Here is a 15,585-nt window from a genome sequence, read left to right as displayed (position 1 = left end):
ATCATTGACTCATCCAGTGCCCAGGGACTTGCTGCTTATGCCCCCCGAGACCTGCTGTGTCAGTGGTGTCCTAGCGCTTGAAATCAGTCAGGTCGATACTTTAACAGTCGAGAGATCTAACACCTTTGAAGCTCAAGCGAAAAGTGTTATCTGGCAACATCGTTCTGCCGATTATGTGAATAGAGTTGAGCCAAAAGTGAGCCCGCGGCATCAACGTCACTGAATTCACCTGTGATCGGGATGCCGGAAATCCCTCGGCAACCTAAGAACATAACTGCTTCCCACTCCGACCGTTCATCGGCAATTAGACTATGAGTAACGGAGTGGCGTTTGTGCACGTCAAAAACGTCTCTCCGCAGAGGCACATTTCAAAAAGAGAGTAGATTTGTGAGTAGATTCACATACCTACCAAAGATAAACCCTTTAAATTCAAGATCTTTAGCCATCTGTTCGATTCCGTCTCTGGCACCACTAATTAGTTTCAGGTGGTGCAAACGTCATCTGAAACACATAAGAAACCCGCCTAGTGCGGGTTTTTTATTGTCTGCAATTTGAGTGATCCAAGTCGCGATTTTGAGATGAGGCGGCTGATTCATTCCAGCCGAAACACCATCAGTGGGTTGTCATTCAAACGCCCTTCAAAACTTGGCACCTGATGCTCCAGAGGCGTGCCCTTGAGCAACGCGGTTTCCTTGCGCGCCGCAATGACCCACGACGGTCGCGGTAACGCGCTCAATCGCTCAACATCTGCAGCACCGACAAACAGCGGCTGCTCGTCATGATCCAGATTCATCATGTAGCGCACCGCCCAGGTGTCCCTGCCGAGATTCAGGAATACCAGTTGACCAGGCTGCGATACGCGAAGCGCTTCCACCTGGCGGACGAATTGCCGAGTGTCGAACTGCAAATCCTTGGCAGGCTCCACGACCGTCACCAGCACCAGCCATTGCGCGCCCAGCGCGAACGCGCTGAGCCACACCAGCCGCCCCGCTCGCCGCCAGGCAAGCACGGCCGCCACTTGCAGGAGCACCAGCGCCCCCACCAACAGCGGCAACGAGACGTCAGGCCAGTAACCGTGCTTCTGCCACCCATGCCGACAGACCAACACGGCAACCACGCACAGCGCCGGCAACGCCGCGACAAGCCACTCATAGCCCCTGCGCACGCCCGAGAGCCAGCCTTGCGCCTGAAGCAGCCCATAGGCCGCGACAGCCGCAAACATCGGCACCATGGGCAGGATGTAATAGGCACGCTTGAAATGCGGCACCGACAAGCCAAGCAGGATCATCAAGCCACAGGCACCGAGCCGCACCACCAATTGAACCGGGTCATCAAACCGCTCCGCCCAACGATGACGCAGCGCAACCAATGTGACCAACGCCAGCGGCACCACGGGGAAGTAACGGTACATGCTCAGCTGGAAGTAGAAATAGAACGGCTCGCCGCTTTCATCAAGGCGCCCGCCCACTTGCATCTTGAACACTTCATCGGCAAACCCATCGCCGCCGCTGATGCGCGCCAGCTTCACCAACAGCCACCAACAGGCCGCCAGCAATACCAGGCCGACGATGCCGTGGATCAACACCTGCCTGACCCGCTCTCCAGGGCTGCCCAGCGCCCAATACACACATACCACGCCGCAGACTTCGATCAAGCCCAGCGGGCCGCGTATCGCGAAACCCAGGATGAACAGCGGGAACACCGCAAGTTGCCTGAACCGTGAGCCCAGGCGCTCACCACTGTGCAGCAGGTAGAAACTGCCGACACACAACAACGCCACCATCTGGTCCAGGCATACCGAGCGGGACTTCTCGAGCAATTGGGTAGTGAGCAACGTCAGCAGCACCGTGAGCAACGCCCACGGGCGACTCGCCGGGACCAGCAAGCGATAGATCAAGGCTACGACCCCGGCGGATGCAAGGGCAGTGGGCAGCACATTGGCCAAATGGTTGGGCGCACCGAACAACCGGGCAAATACGCAACTGAAGAAGGTCGCGGTACCAGGGTAGTCCGCGTAAGGCTGCCCATATGTGGTGGGAAAAAGACTCGCGCCATGGCGAAACATTTCCTGCAGGAACAGCGCCCAGCGACCGTCAAATCCTTGCGGCTGCTGATCCCAGATACCCAGGGTAAACAGCAGCAAGGCGATCAGGAAAATGCCCAGGGACTCCAGGCGAAAACGGTTGCGTTGATCCATCGGTAGACCTGTCAGGTAGAGAGCGCAAACCTATGGTGCCGAGCGCGCCCCTGAATAACGCCTGAACAAACCTGAACATTGGCGCTTTTACCGACCTGCGGGCCACACCCCTCTCGGGATCAGCCGAACGTAAATCAACTCTCCGACCAACTCGACCAGGGTTTGCAAGATCACCGCCGTCGCCGCCAGCCCACGCACATCGTCGGGCAGCGCCAGCGCCAGGGGCAGCACCACCAGCGAATTCCGTGTCGACGCGCTGAACGTCACTGCCCGGGCCGTTACCGCCGGCAGCGCGAACAGCCGCGACGCAAGCGCCCCCATTAATGGCGCCAGCACCAGAAAGCCGATATACACCGGGATCACCGACAGCAGCAGGCTGATGTCACGTACCACCGAAGTGATCTGCGAACCGATCACCACGAACAACACCCCCGCCATCGCAGGCACCGGCAACCATGCCCAGGCATTGTTCCAGGCATTGATAAGTGCCGATCGGCGCGCCAGGGATGCAGTGATCACCGCCAGCACCATCGGCAGCACAATCAACCATACAAACGCCTCTATAAACGGCCCCACCGCTACCACCACCCCGGACTGCACCCCCAGCATCAACCCCAGGTACACCGGCAACAGCAGCAACTGCAGCAACAACAACACCGGCGTCGCCGCCAGCATCAAGCGTGAATCGCCTTTACCGATATGGGTAAACACCACCACGTAGTCGATACACGGCGTCAGCAACACCAGCAATGCGCCCACCAGCAATGCCGGGCGCTCCACCAGGCCACGGGTCAACACCCACACCAGCAACGGCACGAGGATGAAATTGGCCAACAGCAGCGCCGACAGAAAGCGCTTGTGACTCAAGCTCTGGCGCAGGTCCAGAAAAGGGATTTGCAGGAACATCGCATACATCAACACCGCGATGGCGGGCGTGACCAGCGCGCCGAGGCCCTGGGCCAATGAAGGCGCGAGCAGGCCGAAAGCACCAGCCAGAAGGACAGCGGCGAAGTAGAGGGGGATCTGGTGGTGTTCGAGGGTGTCGCGGGTCATGGTCGAGCTCAGATCAATCGAAAGATCGTCAGCCTATGCACCCAAAGGGCCAAGGTCGAGCGTCATGGCCATCTTCACACCCATGGCGCGCTAAATTTGTTAATTTCGACTCCCTATAAAAAGCGCGTGAGCCTCCAAGCACCACAAAAAAGCGCACGGATCGAGCGGACCTATGAACCTGCCAACCCGCCCCACCCAAGAAGCATTCCTCGAATCCGCCGCAGACGGCCATCCCCTCGGCGGCTTCACCTGGCGCCACCCGCGCACCGACCGCGAACGCCCGGTCGTCATCATCAACGCCGCCACCTCCGTGCGCTGCCGCCACTACTCACGTTTCGCCGACTACCTGTTCGCCAACGGCTTCGACGTGATCACCTACGACTATCGCGGCATCGGCGAGTCGCGCAGCGGTTCGTTGCGCGGGTTCAAGGCGTCGTGGTCGGATTGGGGCACGCTGGATTTCGAAGCGATCCTGCTGCGGGCACAGCGGGAGTTTCCAGGCCAGCCGATTGATGTGGTCGGCCACAGTTTTGGCGGCTGTGCGGCGGGGCTGGGGGCATCCGGCGCGGTGATCCGGCGAATCGTGACCGTGGGCGCGCAGTTCGCCTACTGGCGCGATTACGCCGCCGCCGGGCGCTGGCAGATGTTTGCCAAATGGCATGTGGTCATGCCGGTGATCACGGCACTCTGCGGGTATTTCCCCGGCAAGCGCCTGGGTTGGCTGGAGGATACGCCGGCAGGCGTGGTGCGCGACTGGAGCACGCCAACGCCCAGGTATGAGACGCGGCCCAGCGGACGGGCCTTGGCGGACTTGCCATTCAGCCGCGTAAAGGCGCAGGTGCTGGCGATCAGCATCACCGATGACCCCTTCGGCACCGTGGCGGCGATTGAACGGTTGCTGGGTTACTTCGACGGCAGCGAGCGCACCCATCTGCGCATTGCCCCTGAAGACATCGGCGAAAAACAGGTCGGACATTTCGCGTTCTTTCGCAGCGAGTATCAGGATCGGTTGTGGCCGATTGCATTGGCATGGCTGCAACACGGTCAATTAACGGCGGATACCCTTGGGATTTCCCTCAACCTGCGCTTCAATACCCCACCCAGATCCTGACCCAAGGACGTGAGCCCATGGCCTCGCCGAACAAGCAGCAAAAACGTGCCCACCGGGCCAAGGCCAAGGCCAAGCAGAACCGCACCCAGCGCGCCGTCGCGAGCAAGCCGGATGCGTTTGCCGGCGATGACGACCGGATTGACCTTGAGTCAGTGGATTTGACCGAGCTCTTCGTGGAGATGCGCACCGCCGGCGAGACCAGCCAGCAGGCCCTCTGCGCGGTATTCCTGGCCCACCCGCTGCTCGCGCTGGTGCTGGAGCAGGAAGGCGAAGAGGAAGCCACCGACTTTATCCTGGCGGCACTGATCGAGTATCGGCAGTGGGCCACCGACAGCGACGATGAAGCCGCCGCACTGGCGTGGATCGAATCGCCGCAGTTCCAGGCGGATTACGTCGCCGCATCCGAGGCCCTCACCAACTAAAACCAAATGTGGGAGGGGGCTTGCCCCCTCCCACATTTGAACTGCGGCGCAATCAAGCACCGCATTCCATCACATCAATTCAGCACCGCAGCTCCCACTCTCTGCGCCTTGCGACGGCTGGACACAATCAACCCGGCCGCCACTACCAGCAAGCTCAAGACCCCAGTCGCGATGATCTCGACCCGATGCGCTTCCTGGAACAGCATGATGGTCAATGTGCCGACGATGAATACCATCACCGCGTAGGTCAGGCCTGGGAACAGCCACATCTTGAAGACAATTTTCTCGCCCGTCGCCATGCGCTTCTGACGCATACGCAGTTGCGACACTGCAATCACCAGGTACACCAGCAACGCGATGGCGCCGGAGCTGGCCAGCAGGAATTCGAACACCGCAGCCGGTGCCACGTAGTTGGCAAATACCGCCAGGAACGCCGCGCCGGTTGACAGCAATACCGCCCAGTAAGGCGTGCCGCTCTTGTTGGTGCGCTTGGCCACGGCCGGTGCATCGCCGCGACGGCCCAGGGAGAACAGCATGCGCGAAGCGGTGTACAGCGCCGAGTTCAGGCAGCTGGTAACGGCAACCAGGACCACCAGGTCGACGATCAGCTTGGCGTTCGGGATACCCATGCGTTCCAGCACGGTCTGGTAGGAACCTACCGCCGCCAGGGTCGGATCATTCCAAGGCACCAGGGACACGACGATGAAGATCGACAACAGGTAGAACAAACCAATCCGCCAGATCACCGAGTTGGTGGCCTTGGTGATTTGCTGGCCCGGGTTCTTCGATTCAGCGGCGGCGATGGTGACGATCTCGGTGCCCATGAAGGAGAACATCGTGGTCAGGATCGCGGCCAATACCGCGCCCATGCCGTTGGGCATAAAGCCTTGGGTGTCAAAGAGGTGGGAAACGCCGCTGACCTGGCTGGTCGGCAGGAAGCCGAAAATCGCCGCCAGGCCGAGGATCACAAAGCCCACGATCGCCACGACCTTGATCAACGCAAACCAAAACTCGAACTCACCGTAGTTCTTCACGCTGAACAGGTTGGTTGCCGTCAGCAGCAAGGTAATGATCAGCGTAAAGGCCCAGATGGCCACATCCGGGAACCAGGCGTGGAGAATGGTCGCGGCGGCGTTGGCTTCCAATGGAATCACCAGCACCCAGAACCACCAGTACAGCCAGCCGATAGTAAAACCGGCCCAGTGACCGATCGCACGGTCGGCGTAAGTGGAGAACGAACCGGTGTCCGGCGACGCCACGGCCATTTCGGCCAGCATGCGCATCACCAAGACCACCAGCGTACCCGCTGCGGCATATGCCAGCAGGACCGCAGGGCCGGCGGCAGCAATCGCATGGCCTGAGCCGACAAACAAACCGGCACCAATGACGCCGGCAATCGACAGCATGGTGACGTGACGCGGTTTGAGCCCCTGTTCGAGGTCATTGGAGCTTTGCGTACTACTCATTGACACACCTTTGCGAGGAATTGCGAAAACGGTCCGCCCGGCCTGGGCTCTTCCTCGTGAAAAGAAACCAACAGGGCGTTCTTTATTTTTTACGCAAGATTTGCGCCAAAATGTTACAAAACCGCGATTGACGCGGCCTGCAGGACGATTCACCAGTCATCGCAAGTCATTGAGAACAATGGCATTCCGCTATAGCGTTACCGTGCGACTCACTTTCAAGACGAACAAGCGCACCAAAAACACACACGAAAAGTACGCAGCGCGCCATAAAAGGGCCGATAGCTACCGTTTGCCCGTTTAACCCTTCCAACACCCGCCCAAAGCTGGCACCATCGCGCCCTTTTTCACGCGAAGCCTGCGGATTCACGGGTTAAAACGGTTGTTCGGTTGTTGATGGCGCGACACCCTGCTGTGCCGATGCGACACCCTGCCGCACACCGCCCGTTTACCGCCCGCCGCGCTGTTGGCCGCCATCAGGACGCTATGCTAGCTTGGCGCCTCGCCAGGAAGGCGGCCCAACAGCGAAGATCGCAATGAACACAATGAGGACCCCACATGGCCGAGGCCACGCCCGCGCTTGAAATCCGCAACTTGCATAAACGCTATGGTGAGCTGGAGGTACTCAAAGGTATCTCGCTGACCGCTCGCGACGGCGATGTGATCTCGATCCTGGGTTCCTCCGGTTCCGGCAAGTCCACGTTCCTGCGCTGCATCAACCTGCTGGAAAACCCACACCAGGGCCAGATCCTCGTGGCCGGCGAAGAACTCAAGCTCAAGGCCGCGAAAAACGGCGAGTTGCTGGCCGCTGACGGCAAGCAGATCAACCGCCTGCGCAGCGAAATCGGTTTTGTGTTTCAAAACTTTAACCTGTGGCCGCACATGAGCATCCTCGACAACATCATCGAGGCCCCTCGCCGCGTGCTCGGCCAAAGCAAGGCCGAGGCCATAGAAGTGGCCGAAGCCCTGCTGGACAAGGTCGGTATCGCCGACAAGCGCCATGCCTACCCGGCGCAATTGTCCGGCGGCCAGCAACAACGCGCCGCCATCGCGCGCACCCTGGCGATGCAGCCCAAGGTCATCCTGTTCGACGAACCCACTTCAGCCCTTGACCCGGAAATGGTCCAGGAAGTACTTAATGTGATCCGCGCGCTGGCCGAAGAAGGCCGCACCATGCTGCTGGTCACCCACGAAATGGGCTTCGCCCGTCAGGTGTCCAGTGAAGTGGTGTTCCTCCACCAGGGCCTGATCGAAGAGCAAGGATCGCCACAGCAGGTGTTTGAAAACCCGCTTTCGGCGCGCTGCAAACAATTCATGTCCAGCAACCGCTAACGGAGCAACATGCATGCAGAACTATAAAAAATTCCTTCTGGCCGCGGCCGTCTCGATGGCGTTCAGCGCCACGGCCATTGCAGAAACCCTGACCATGGGGATCGAAGCGGCCTACCCGCCGTTCAACAATAAAGACGCCAGCGGCCAAGTGGTCGGCTTCGACAAAGACATCGGCGACGCCCTGTGCGCCAAGATGAAAGTCGAGAAGTGCGACGTGTACGTGTCCGACTGGGACGGCATCATCCCGGCCCTGAATGCCAAGAAGTTCGACTTCCTGGTGTCCTCGCTGTCGATCACCGACGAGCGCAAGCAAGCCGTCGACTTCACCGACCCGTACTACTCCAACAAGCTGCAGTTCATCGCGCTCAAGGCCACCGCAGACTTCAAGACCGACGCCGCCTACCTGAAGGGCAAGGTTATCGGCGCCCAACGCGCGACGCTGGCCGGTACCTACCTGGAAGACAAGCTGCCTGACACCGAAGCCAAGCTCTACGACACCCAGGAAAACGCCTACCTTGACCTGACGTCCGGCCGCCTCGACGGGATCCTCGCCGACAAGTACGTGCAGTACGAATGGCTCAAGAGCAAAGACGGTTCGGCCTACGAGTTCAAGGGCGACCCGGTTGTCGAGAGCGACAAGATCGGTATCGCCGTACGCAAGGGCGACCCGCTGCGCGAGCGCCTGAACAAAGCCCTGGCAGAGATCAAGGCTGACGGCACCTACAAGAAGATCAACGACAAGTACTTCCCGTTCAGCATCGAATGACCTGAACGGCCTGCCCGGCACGCTCACTTGAGCGCGCCGGCTTTCAGCAATGCCTGCCGCGATATGAAAACACCATGAATTTCGATCTCTACGGATTCGGCCCGGCGCTCGCTGCCGGCGCGCTGATGACCGTCAAACTGGCGCTCACAGCGTTATGCCTGGGGCTGGTACTCGGCCTCGCCGGTGCCCTGGCCAAGACTTCCCCGTACAAGCCGTTGCAATGGCTGGGCGGTACTTACTCGACAATCGTTCGCGGTGTGCCGGAGCTGCTGTGGGTGCTGCTGATTTACTTCGGCACGATCAACGCCATGCGCTCACTGGGTGAGCTGCTCGATATTCCCGACCTGTCCCTCAGCGCCTTTGCCGCTGGCGTGATCGCCCTGGGCCTGTGTTTCGGCGCCTACGCCACGGAAGTGCTGCGGGGTGCAATCATCTCCATTCCCAAAGGCCACCGCGAAGCGGGTGTGGCGCTGGGCCTGTCGAAGTTTCGTATCTTTACCCGGTTGATCATGCCGCAGATGTGGCGCATCGCCCTGCCGGGCCTGGGCAATCTGTTCCTGATCCTGATGAAAGATACCGCGCTGGTCACGGTCATCGGCCTCGAAGAAATCATGCGCCATGCGCAGATTGCCGTAACGGTTACCAAACAACCTTTCACCTTCTATATGGTCGCCGCATTCATCTACCTGGGCCTGACGTCGCTGTCGATGGTGGCCATGCACTTCCTGGAACAACGCGCCGCCCGCGGCTTCGTGAGGACGACGTAATGGAATGGGAAGTCATCATCAAGTGGCTGCCGAAGTTTATCCAGGGCGCCATCCTGACCCTGGAGCTGGTGAGCATCGCTGTGATCCTCGGCCTGATCCTGGCCATCCCCCTGGGTATCGCGCGCTCGTCCAGGCACCTGTCTGTGCGCGCCCTGCCTTACGCTTATATCTTTTTCTTTCGCGGCACGCCGCTGCTGGTGCAGTTGTTCCTGGTCTATTACGGCCTGGCCCAATTCGACAGCATCCGCTCAAGTTTCATGTGGAAGTACCTGCGCGATCCGTTCTGGTGTGCCACCGCCACCATGACGCTGCACACCGCAGCGTACATCGCCGAGATCCTGCGGGGTGCCATCCAGGCCATTCCGCCTGGGGAAATCGAAGCCGCCCGTGCGCTGGGCATGTCCAGGCCCAAGACGCTGTTCTACATCATCCTGCCCCGGGCCGCGCGCATCGGATTGCCGGCCTACAGCAACGAAGTGATCCTGATGCTCAAGGCCAGCTCGCTGGCGAGCACCGTGACTCTGCTGGAGCTGACTGGCATGGCCAGGACGATCATCGCGCGCAACTACCTGACGGTGGAGATGTTCTTCACCGCCGGCGTGTTCTACCTGCTGATCTCCTTCCTGCTGGTACGCGGCTTCAAGCTGCTGGAACGCTGGCTGCGCGTCGATGCCTGCCAGGGACGTTGAAGCCCGCTTCGAGGCGCTGGATGCGTTTCTGATCGAGCACCAAGGGCTGTGGCGACCACGGCCCTTTGTGCATCGGCAGTTGCCTTGGGAAACCGAGCATCCGCAACTGGCCCGATGGCTGCGTCAACGCTCCTTGTCCGACGCGGAAACCAGCCATAACCATCCCCACACCCTACCGGCGCCAGCGCCTTTTCCCTCACTGGCCCGCGAAGCCTTGCGCCTCAGTGCTGTGGATAAGTTACCGACGCAGCCCCTGCAACCGGCGGCGCGCCGCCTGAATGTCGACGTACCCGGGCGTAAATGGCAGCAAATCGAAGCCTTCGGCGCCGCGTTGCAGTTTGCGCAAACACCCCGGCATTGGCTGGACTGGTGCGCCGGCAAGGGCCACCTCGGCCGCCGCCTGTTGCACACCGGCCAGCAACTGACCTGCCTGGAATACGACCCGGCGCTGATCGCGGCAGGCCAGGCCTTGAGCGACCACCATGGCCTGCCCGTCACCCATCGCCTGCAAGATGTCATGGCGGACGTAAGCCTAGACCCCGAGCACACCCCCGTCGCCCTGCATGCCTGCGGCGACCTGCATGTGCGCCTGCTGCAACTGGCCAGTGCCGCCGGCTGCAAGCAACTGGCCGTAGCGCCGTGCTGCTACAACCGCATCCACGCGGACGCCTACCAACCGCTGTCCGAAGCGGGCCGTGCTTCCACCTTGCAGCTGTCGGTCGACGACCTTGGCCTGCCCCTCAGCGAAACCGTCACGGCCGGCAAACGCGTGCGGCTGCAGCGGGACACCTCAATGGCCCGCCGCCTGGGTTTCGATCAGTTACAACGCCAGTTACGCCATTGCGACGAGTACCTGCCCACCCCGTCCCTGCCCGCCGGTTGGCTGGACAAACCCTTCGCCGACTACTGCCAGGCGTTGGCCAGTCTCAAAGGGTTATCCACAGGTGAACAGGATTGGGCGGCGCTGGAGGCGCACGGCTGGCGACGTTTGGCCGAGGTCAGGAACCTGGAGTTGGTGCGTGGGCTGTTTCGGCGCCCACTTGAGCTGTGGCTGGTCCTGGATCGGGCACTGTTTCTGGCCGAACGTGGCTACAGGGTCGAGGTGGGCAGCTTCTGCGAAACCGCACTGACACCACGCAACTTGATGGTGCTTGCCGAGCGCGATTAAGGGGCAGGATTGTCGCACCCCGACCTGTGGATAACTCTGTTGATGGAATCTTTACAAAGCCTGTAGCCATCTACGCTACCGGCAAAAAGCCACGCTGTTCATTTTTTGTTCATACAATAAAACGCACGTAAAACAGGCAGTTGCGGCGTGTTGAGAACGGTTGCACAAAACAGCAGTTTCGTGACACCTGTACCCCACCGATTGTGCATAAGCATCTGGCGTCAAGCTTATAAACCGTGCTTTAGGCGCGCTTTTTACGGGCGATCAATAACCGGCAAAGTTCGCTGATATCGTCACCGGCCAGGCTCGGGACCGAGCTACCCAGCGGGTCGGCTGCAAAGGCCAGGGCTTCGCTGATCGCCGGATCACGGTGGACGACTTCCAACGGGTATTCGCCTCGACGCAGCTTGAAGGCATCGAGCATATCCAGGTTGAACGCCGAGTTTTCGTCCAGTTGATTGATCACAAAGTGACAACGGGGTGGGCGTTCACGCTCAAGGTGGGGCGCCAGCAGTGCGTCCAATTGATCCAGCGTGCCGAGGCAAGCGGCATTCGGTTGGGCGACCACCAGCACAATATCGGCCACGCTCAACGCCTGATGGAGATAAACGTTGTTCCCTGCGGGGGTATCGACGATCACCATATGCCCTTCACTCAGCCCCAGTGCCGACAGGCGCTGAGCCAGCCACTTCGGTTCACGGGTCAACCAACGTTGCAGGTTCTCCTTCTGTTGGGTGTCGGTGTCGCCAAAGGGGATAACCTGACATCCGGCGAACCCCGATTGCAGGATGCTCTGCCAGGGTCTGTTGAGCAGGCTGCTACGGCCCACGCCAGGTAGCTCACGATCGACACCAAAGTGCTGGTGCAAGGCATTCTGGGGATCCAGGTCTACCGCCACGACCGACTCACCCAGACGCTGCAGGCCGCTGCTCAGCGCCGTAGCCAAGGTGCTTCGGCCCACGCCACCATTGACTGACACCAACGCCACAACGGTCGGGCGTAGCGCGCTCAATGGTTCATTTTGTGGATGTTCATGGGCATAAGTCCCCTGAGCACTTAGGCGCGAACCCTCTTTGTGGTTTACCCGAGTGCCATCATCGAACGGAATGCTGCCAAAAAAGTGCAAGCGCGCATTTCTTCCCGTGGGGTCCCGGGAAACGCCCTTGCCGAACAAGGCAAATAGATCATCAGTGCGGCTCATAGCCGGAGCTCCTTAACAGCGCCATTTAAAGACGTGAAAGGTCGGCAAGGTGAGGCTTCACCGCAGGTCTTTTTGTAGGCGTCTTCGTTGCCATATTCTGTGACAGCGCTAACGAGGTGTCATTATTTTGATGAAACCCACACAACCCTTTCGGACGAGCGGAAAAAGGCCAATTTCCTGACGCATATTTACTCCAATTCAATGGCGGTGATTTCATCGTGCCATTGTTTTTTACCCAGTATCACCGCACCATTGCCGCACCTTCAATGCTGCAAGCTTGGGTAATCGCAGTGGCGTTACGCTTTAAACTCCCGCGGATTCTGTACGGTCTTGCCATCACGCTGTTGCTGGGTGGCGGCCTGCTGGGCGATTTGCTCGCCGATTGGGATTTCAGCCAGATCAGCCGCCGCGCCGAGTCGCTTTACGGGCCACTGGGCCCCGGGCGTCAGCGCATCGATGCGTGGCAACAATTGCTGTCGACGCAAAAGCAGGTAAGTGAGGCCGAGCAGCTCAAAGTAGTGAACTTGTTCTTCAACCGCCAGTTGCACTACGAGGAAGACATCGACCTGTGGCACGAGATTGATTATTGGGCGACCCCCATTCAATCCCTGTGGAAAGGCGCGGGCGATTGTGAAGACTACGCCATCGCCAAATACTTCAGCCTGCGGCATCTGGGCGTACCGGCCGAGAAGCTGCGCATAACCTACGTCAAGGCCTTGCGCCAGAACCGTGCGCATATGGTGCTGACATACTATGCAAGCCCCGAAGCCATGCCCTTGGTGCTGGACAGCCTGATGGACCCCATTCTGCCTGCCAGCCAACGTCCGGACCTGCTGCCCGTTTATGCGTTTAACGGCGAAGGGCTGTGGCTGCCGGGCGCTGCGGGCAACAAAAAAGTCGGTGATACCAAGCGCCTGTCACGCTGGCAGGACGTCTTGAAGAAAATGAGCGCAGAAGGGTTTCCGACCAGTTCGGATAATTAACAGGAGCTACGATGTCACTGTTCAAACAATTGCTGATCGCTATCTGCGTGTTCCTGGTGGTCGCGTTCAGCGGTAGCTTCATCGTCAGCCTGGAGAGTTCGCGTACCCAGTACGTCAACCAACTGCGCTCCCACGCCCAGGACGCGGCCACTGCGCTGGCACTGTCACTGACGCCGAACATCGACGACCCGGCGATGACCGAACTGATGGTCAGCTCGATCTTCGACAGTGGCTACTACGCGAGCATCCGCGTGATAGACCTGAGCAATAACCAGGTGCTGGTGGAACGTGCCGCCGAGCCGGACGCCAGCAACGTACCGGCCTGGTTCGTGAAGATGATCGGCCTGGCGCCGGCCGGCGGCGATGCCATCGTCAGCCGTGGCTGGCAGCAGGCGGCACGGGTTGAAGTGGTCAGTCACCCGATGTTTGCCCTGGCAAAACTCTGGCAAAGCGCACTGGGCAGCCTGGGTTGGCTGCTGATCTGCGGTGCCGTAAGTGCGGTACTCGGCGCGCTGTTGCTGCGCCGCCAGTTGAAGCCGTTGGACTATATGGTGGAGCAGTCCCACGCCATTGCGCGTCGCGAGTTCCTCAGCCTGCCCGACCTGCCCCACACCCCCGAATTGCGCCGCGTCGTGCAGGCCATGAACCAGATGGTGGAGAAGCTCAAGGCGTTGTTCCACGAGCAGACCGAGCGCAGCGAGAAGCTGCGGGTGGAGTCCTACCAGGACAGCCTGACCGGGCTGGCCAACCGTCGCTACTTCGAGATGCAACTGCAATCGCGGGTCAGCAATCTCGAAGAGTCCAGTTCGGGCTACCTGCTGATGTTGCGGGTCAACGATTTGAGCGGTCTCAACCAGCGCCTGGGCGGGCAGCGTACCGACCAACTGTTGCAGGCCGTCAGCCAGCAGCTGGTGCGAACCTGTGCCAAATACCCGGAAACCCAAAACCTGATCACCCGCAGTCGAGGTGGCGAGTTCGCGGTGCTTGCCCCGGGCCTGGTGCGGGACGAAGCGCTGCAACTGGCCCAGGCGCTGGAAAGCACCCTGCAAAGCCTGCACGAAACGGGCGCCACCGACCTGTCGACCGTGGCCTTCATCGGGCTGGCGCCGTACAACCCTGGCGATGCCTCGGCAGATCTGTTGATGCTGGCCGACCAGGCACTGGCCCAGGCTGAAGCCAGCGTTGGCCAAAGCTGGGTGTGCCTGGAACACCAAACCACGGGCACCACCAGCGACGACCCGCACAGCTGGCACACATTGCTCGACGACGCCCTGAACCAAGGGCGCTTCCGTTTGTTTTTCCAGCCCGTAGTAAGCAGCAGCGACACCCGACAGGTGCTGCATTACAAGGTGCTGTCCCGCCTGCTCGATAATCAGGGCCAGACCATCGCGGCCGGCCACTTCCTGCCTTGGCTGGAACGCTTCGGCTGGACCGCGCGCCTCGATCAACTGATGCTCGACCTGGTGATCAAGCACCTGACGCAGCACACCCCAGCGGTGGCGCTGAACCTCTCGGCCGCAACCTTGAATGACCCACAGGCCCTGGAGCGGGTGTTCGAACGCCTGGCCCAGCACCCGGCTCTGGGGCCGCGCTTGACGCTGGAGATCGGCGAAGAGCAAGTGCCCGAGCAAACCCAGCTGGAGCGTCTTACCCGCCGCATGCGCAGCCTCGGGTACAGCCTCGGCCTGCAACGTTTCGGTGGCCGCTTCAGCATGATCGGCAACCTGGCGAACCTGGGCCTGGCGTACCTCAAGATCGACGGCAGCTACATCCGAGCCATCGACCAGGAAAGCCATAAGCGCTTCTTTATCGAAGCGATCCAGCGCGCCGCCCACAGCATTGACCTGCCGCTGATTGCCGAGCGAGTAGAAACCGAGGGTGAGTTACGAGTGATTCGCGAGATGGGTATTGAAGGGGTGCAAGGCCAACTGGTCGGTGAACCGGCGCCCTGGAAGTGAAGCACTGACGCATCGTGCCTCCTTGACGGGTACGCCGTGAAGGAGGTGCGTGGGCGTCAGATCAAACCGGTTTCATCGTCATTGATCAGCTCGCTCAAGCCACCCAACGCCGCCCTGGCCTGGGTACGCTCCAAAAACTTGGCCTGTGCTGCCGGCGGCAAGTCGGTGATGCTCATCACGTTCTTGGTGATCAGTACCTGGATCAAGTCATCCAGCACTCGAATCATCTCAAGGTCACTTTGCTTGAGCTGTTTGAGGCTGTTGTCGACCAGATCATCGGCAAACCACGCCTGAATCTCATGATGGTCAGCCGGCAGCGTCTCGGTGGCTTCGGCGTAGGCCTGCGCCTCGACGCGAATCAAAGCGTTGTGTTGATCGCGTTGCACGTAGAACATCAACGTTCTCCCAATAAAAAATCCCTGCAGGCGCCGCGCACGGCCCCACAGAGATTACACGCATTTTTCCGAAGCCGATG

Annotated in this window: 14 protein-coding genes; 9 read left to right on the top strand and 5 right to left on the bottom strand. The window is 60.2% G+C overall.

Annotated elements, in window-relative coordinates; all coding sequences use genetic code 11:
• Positions 1-592 precede the first annotated feature (592 nt).
• Both J3D60_RS22960 and J3D60_RS22955 read right to left on the bottom strand, forming a co-directional pair.
• A complete protein-coding gene (locus J3D60_RS22960) occupies positions 593-2,197 on the bottom strand; it encodes a glycosyltransferase family 39 protein (RefSeq protein ID WP_253492927.1) in 1,605 nt (534 codons plus the stop codon).
• An 87-nt stretch (positions 2,198-2,284) separates the two neighbouring features.
• Positions 2,285-3,250: an arsenic resistance protein gene (locus J3D60_RS22955; RefSeq protein WP_253492926.1), complete on the bottom strand. Its 966-nt coding sequence runs from the start codon at positions 3,248-3,250 to the stop codon at positions 2,285-2,287.
• Positions 3,251-3,422: 172 nt separating this feature from the next.
• Between J3D60_RS22955 and J3D60_RS22950 the strand changes: the two genes are divergently transcribed.
• Together J3D60_RS22950 and J3D60_RS22945 are read left to right on the top strand one after the other, a co-directional pair.
• Positions 3,423-4,361: an alpha/beta fold hydrolase gene (locus J3D60_RS22950; RefSeq protein WP_253492925.1), complete on the top strand. Its 939-nt coding sequence runs from the start codon at positions 3,423-3,425 to the stop codon at positions 4,359-4,361.
• Positions 4,362-4,378: 17 nt separating this feature from the next.
• Positions 4,379-4,783: a hypothetical protein gene (locus J3D60_RS22945; RefSeq protein ID WP_027605088.1), complete on the top strand. Its 405-nt coding sequence runs from the start codon at positions 4,379-4,381 to the stop codon at positions 4,781-4,783.
• A 74-nt stretch (positions 4,784-4,857) separates the two neighbouring features.
• Here J3D60_RS22945 and gabP read toward each other — a convergent pair whose 3' ends face one another.
• Positions 4,858-6,249, bottom strand: coding sequence for a GABA permease (gene gabP / locus J3D60_RS22940; protein WP_253492924.1), 1,392 nt, complete (start codon positions 6,247-6,249; stop codon positions 4,858-4,860).
• Positions 6,250-6,804: 555 nt separating this feature from the next.
• On the opposite strand from gabP, the gene J3D60_RS22935 reads away from it, so the two are divergent.
• The 5 genes from J3D60_RS22935 to J3D60_RS22915 all read left to right on the top strand — a co-directional run bounded on the left by J3D60_RS22935 (position 6,805) and on the right by J3D60_RS22915 (position 10,968).
• Entirely contained in the window at positions 6,805-7,578 is a 774-nt protein-coding gene (locus tag J3D60_RS22935; protein WP_065940733.1) for an ABC transporter ATP-binding protein, read from the top strand.
• 13 nt (positions 7,579-7,591) lie between these two features.
• Positions 7,592-8,344: an ABC transporter substrate-binding protein gene (locus J3D60_RS22930; RefSeq protein ID WP_253492922.1), complete on the top strand. Its 753-nt coding sequence runs from the start codon at positions 7,592-7,594 to the stop codon at positions 8,342-8,344.
• 74 nt (positions 8,345-8,418) lie between these two features.
• Positions 8,419-9,111 (top strand): ABC transporter permease, encoded by a 693-nt coding sequence (locus J3D60_RS22925; RefSeq protein ID WP_027605092.1) that lies wholly within the window; start codon positions 8,419-8,421, stop codon positions 9,109-9,111.
• Positions 9,111-9,800, top strand: coding sequence for an ABC transporter permease (locus tag J3D60_RS22920; protein WP_027605093.1), 690 nt, complete (start codon positions 9,111-9,113; stop codon positions 9,798-9,800). The genes J3D60_RS22925 and J3D60_RS22920 overlap by 1 nt, the downstream gene beginning before the upstream one ends.
• Positions 9,781-10,968, top strand: coding sequence for a methyltransferase (locus J3D60_RS22915; protein ID WP_253492920.1), 1,188 nt, complete (start codon positions 9,781-9,783; stop codon positions 10,966-10,968). The genes J3D60_RS22920 and J3D60_RS22915 overlap by 20 nt, the downstream gene beginning before the upstream one ends.
• A 241-nt stretch (positions 10,969-11,209) precedes the next feature.
• Here the strand turns inward: J3D60_RS22915 and bcsQ are convergent, their stop codons facing one another.
• Positions 11,210-12,169, bottom strand: a complete 960-nt coding sequence (gene bcsQ / locus J3D60_RS22910) for a cellulose biosynthesis protein BcsQ (protein ID WP_253492917.1) — start codon at positions 12,167-12,169, stop codon at positions 11,210-11,212.
• Between the two features lie 266 nt (positions 12,170-12,435).
• Here bcsQ and lapG point away from each other — a divergent pair, with 266 nt between their 5' ends.
• Complete coding sequence (gene lapG / locus J3D60_RS22905) at positions 12,436-13,152, top strand: cysteine protease LapG (RefSeq protein ID WP_083236467.1); 717 nt, start codon at positions 12,436-12,438, stop codon at positions 13,150-13,152.
• 11 nt (positions 13,153-13,163) lie between these two features.
• Positions 13,164-15,110 carry a cyclic di-GMP receptor LapD gene (lapD, locus tag J3D60_RS22900; RefSeq protein WP_253492915.1) on the top strand — a complete coding sequence of 649 codons (1,947 nt, stop codon included), beginning with the start codon at positions 13,164-13,166 and terminating at the stop codon, positions 15,108-15,110.
• A gap of 56 nt (positions 15,111-15,166) precedes the next feature.
• Here the strand turns inward: lapD and J3D60_RS22895 are convergent, their stop codons facing one another.
• On the bottom strand, positions 15,167-15,505 hold the full coding sequence (locus J3D60_RS22895) for a tryptophan synthase subunit beta (protein ID WP_065940728.1): 339 nt from the start codon (positions 15,503-15,505) through the stop codon (positions 15,167-15,169).
• Between the last annotated feature and the right edge of the window lie 80 nt (positions 15,506-15,585).

This window comes from Pseudomonas sp. S3E17 (genome assembly GCF_024168685.1).
Lineage (GTDB): Bacteria > Pseudomonadota > Gammaproteobacteria > Pseudomonadales > Pseudomonadaceae > Aquipseudomonas > Aquipseudomonas marginalis.
The sequence above is the reverse complement of the archived record's forward strand: the minus strand, read 5'-3'. Positions and strand labels throughout refer to the sequence as shown.

Excerpts from the sequence above, each read along its gene's own strand:
- J3D60_RS22915 (WP_253492920.1), top strand. The coding sequence starts at position 9,781 with ATGCCTGCCAGGGACGTTGAAGCCCGCTTCGAGGCGCTGGATGCGTTT.
- J3D60_RS22950 (WP_253492925.1), top strand. The coding sequence starts at position 3,423 with ATGAACCTGCCAACCCGCCCCACCCAAGAAGCATTCCTCGAATCCGCC.
- gabP (WP_253492924.1), bottom strand. The coding sequence starts at position 6,249 with ATGAGTAGTACGCAAAGCTCCAATGACCTCGAACAGGGGCTCAAACCG.
- J3D60_RS22945 (WP_027605088.1), top strand. The coding sequence starts at position 4,379 with ATGGCCTCGCCGAACAAGCAGCAAAAACGTGCCCACCGGGCCAAGGCC.
- lapD (WP_253492915.1), top strand. The coding sequence starts at position 13,164 with ATGTCACTGTTCAAACAATTGCTGATCGCTATCTGCGTGTTCCTGGTG.
- J3D60_RS22895 (WP_065940728.1), bottom strand. The coding sequence starts at position 15,505 with ATGTTCTACGTGCAACGCGATCAACACAACGCTTTGATTCGCGTCGAG.
- bcsQ (WP_253492917.1), bottom strand. The coding sequence starts at position 12,169 with ATGAGCCGCACTGATGATCTATTTGCCTTGTTCGGCAAGGGCGTTTCC.
- lapG (WP_083236467.1), top strand. The coding sequence starts at position 12,436 with ATGCTGCAAGCTTGGGTAATCGCAGTGGCGTTACGCTTTAAACTCCCG.
- J3D60_RS22930 (WP_253492922.1), top strand. The coding sequence starts at position 7,592 with ATGCAGAACTATAAAAAATTCCTTCTGGCCGCGGCCGTCTCGATGGCG.
- J3D60_RS22925 (WP_027605092.1), top strand. The coding sequence starts at position 8,419 with ATGAATTTCGATCTCTACGGATTCGGCCCGGCGCTCGCTGCCGGCGCG.
- J3D60_RS22955 (WP_253492926.1), bottom strand. The coding sequence starts at position 3,250 with ATGACCCGCGACACCCTCGAACACCACCAGATCCCCCTCTACTTCGCC.
- J3D60_RS22960 (WP_253492927.1), bottom strand. The coding sequence starts at position 2,197 with ATGGATCAACGCAACCGTTTTCGCCTGGAGTCCCTGGGCATTTTCCTG.
- J3D60_RS22920 (WP_027605093.1), top strand. The coding sequence starts at position 9,111 with ATGGAATGGGAAGTCATCATCAAGTGGCTGCCGAAGTTTATCCAGGGC.
- J3D60_RS22935 (WP_065940733.1), top strand. The coding sequence starts at position 6,805 with ATGGCCGAGGCCACGCCCGCGCTTGAAATCCGCAACTTGCATAAACGC.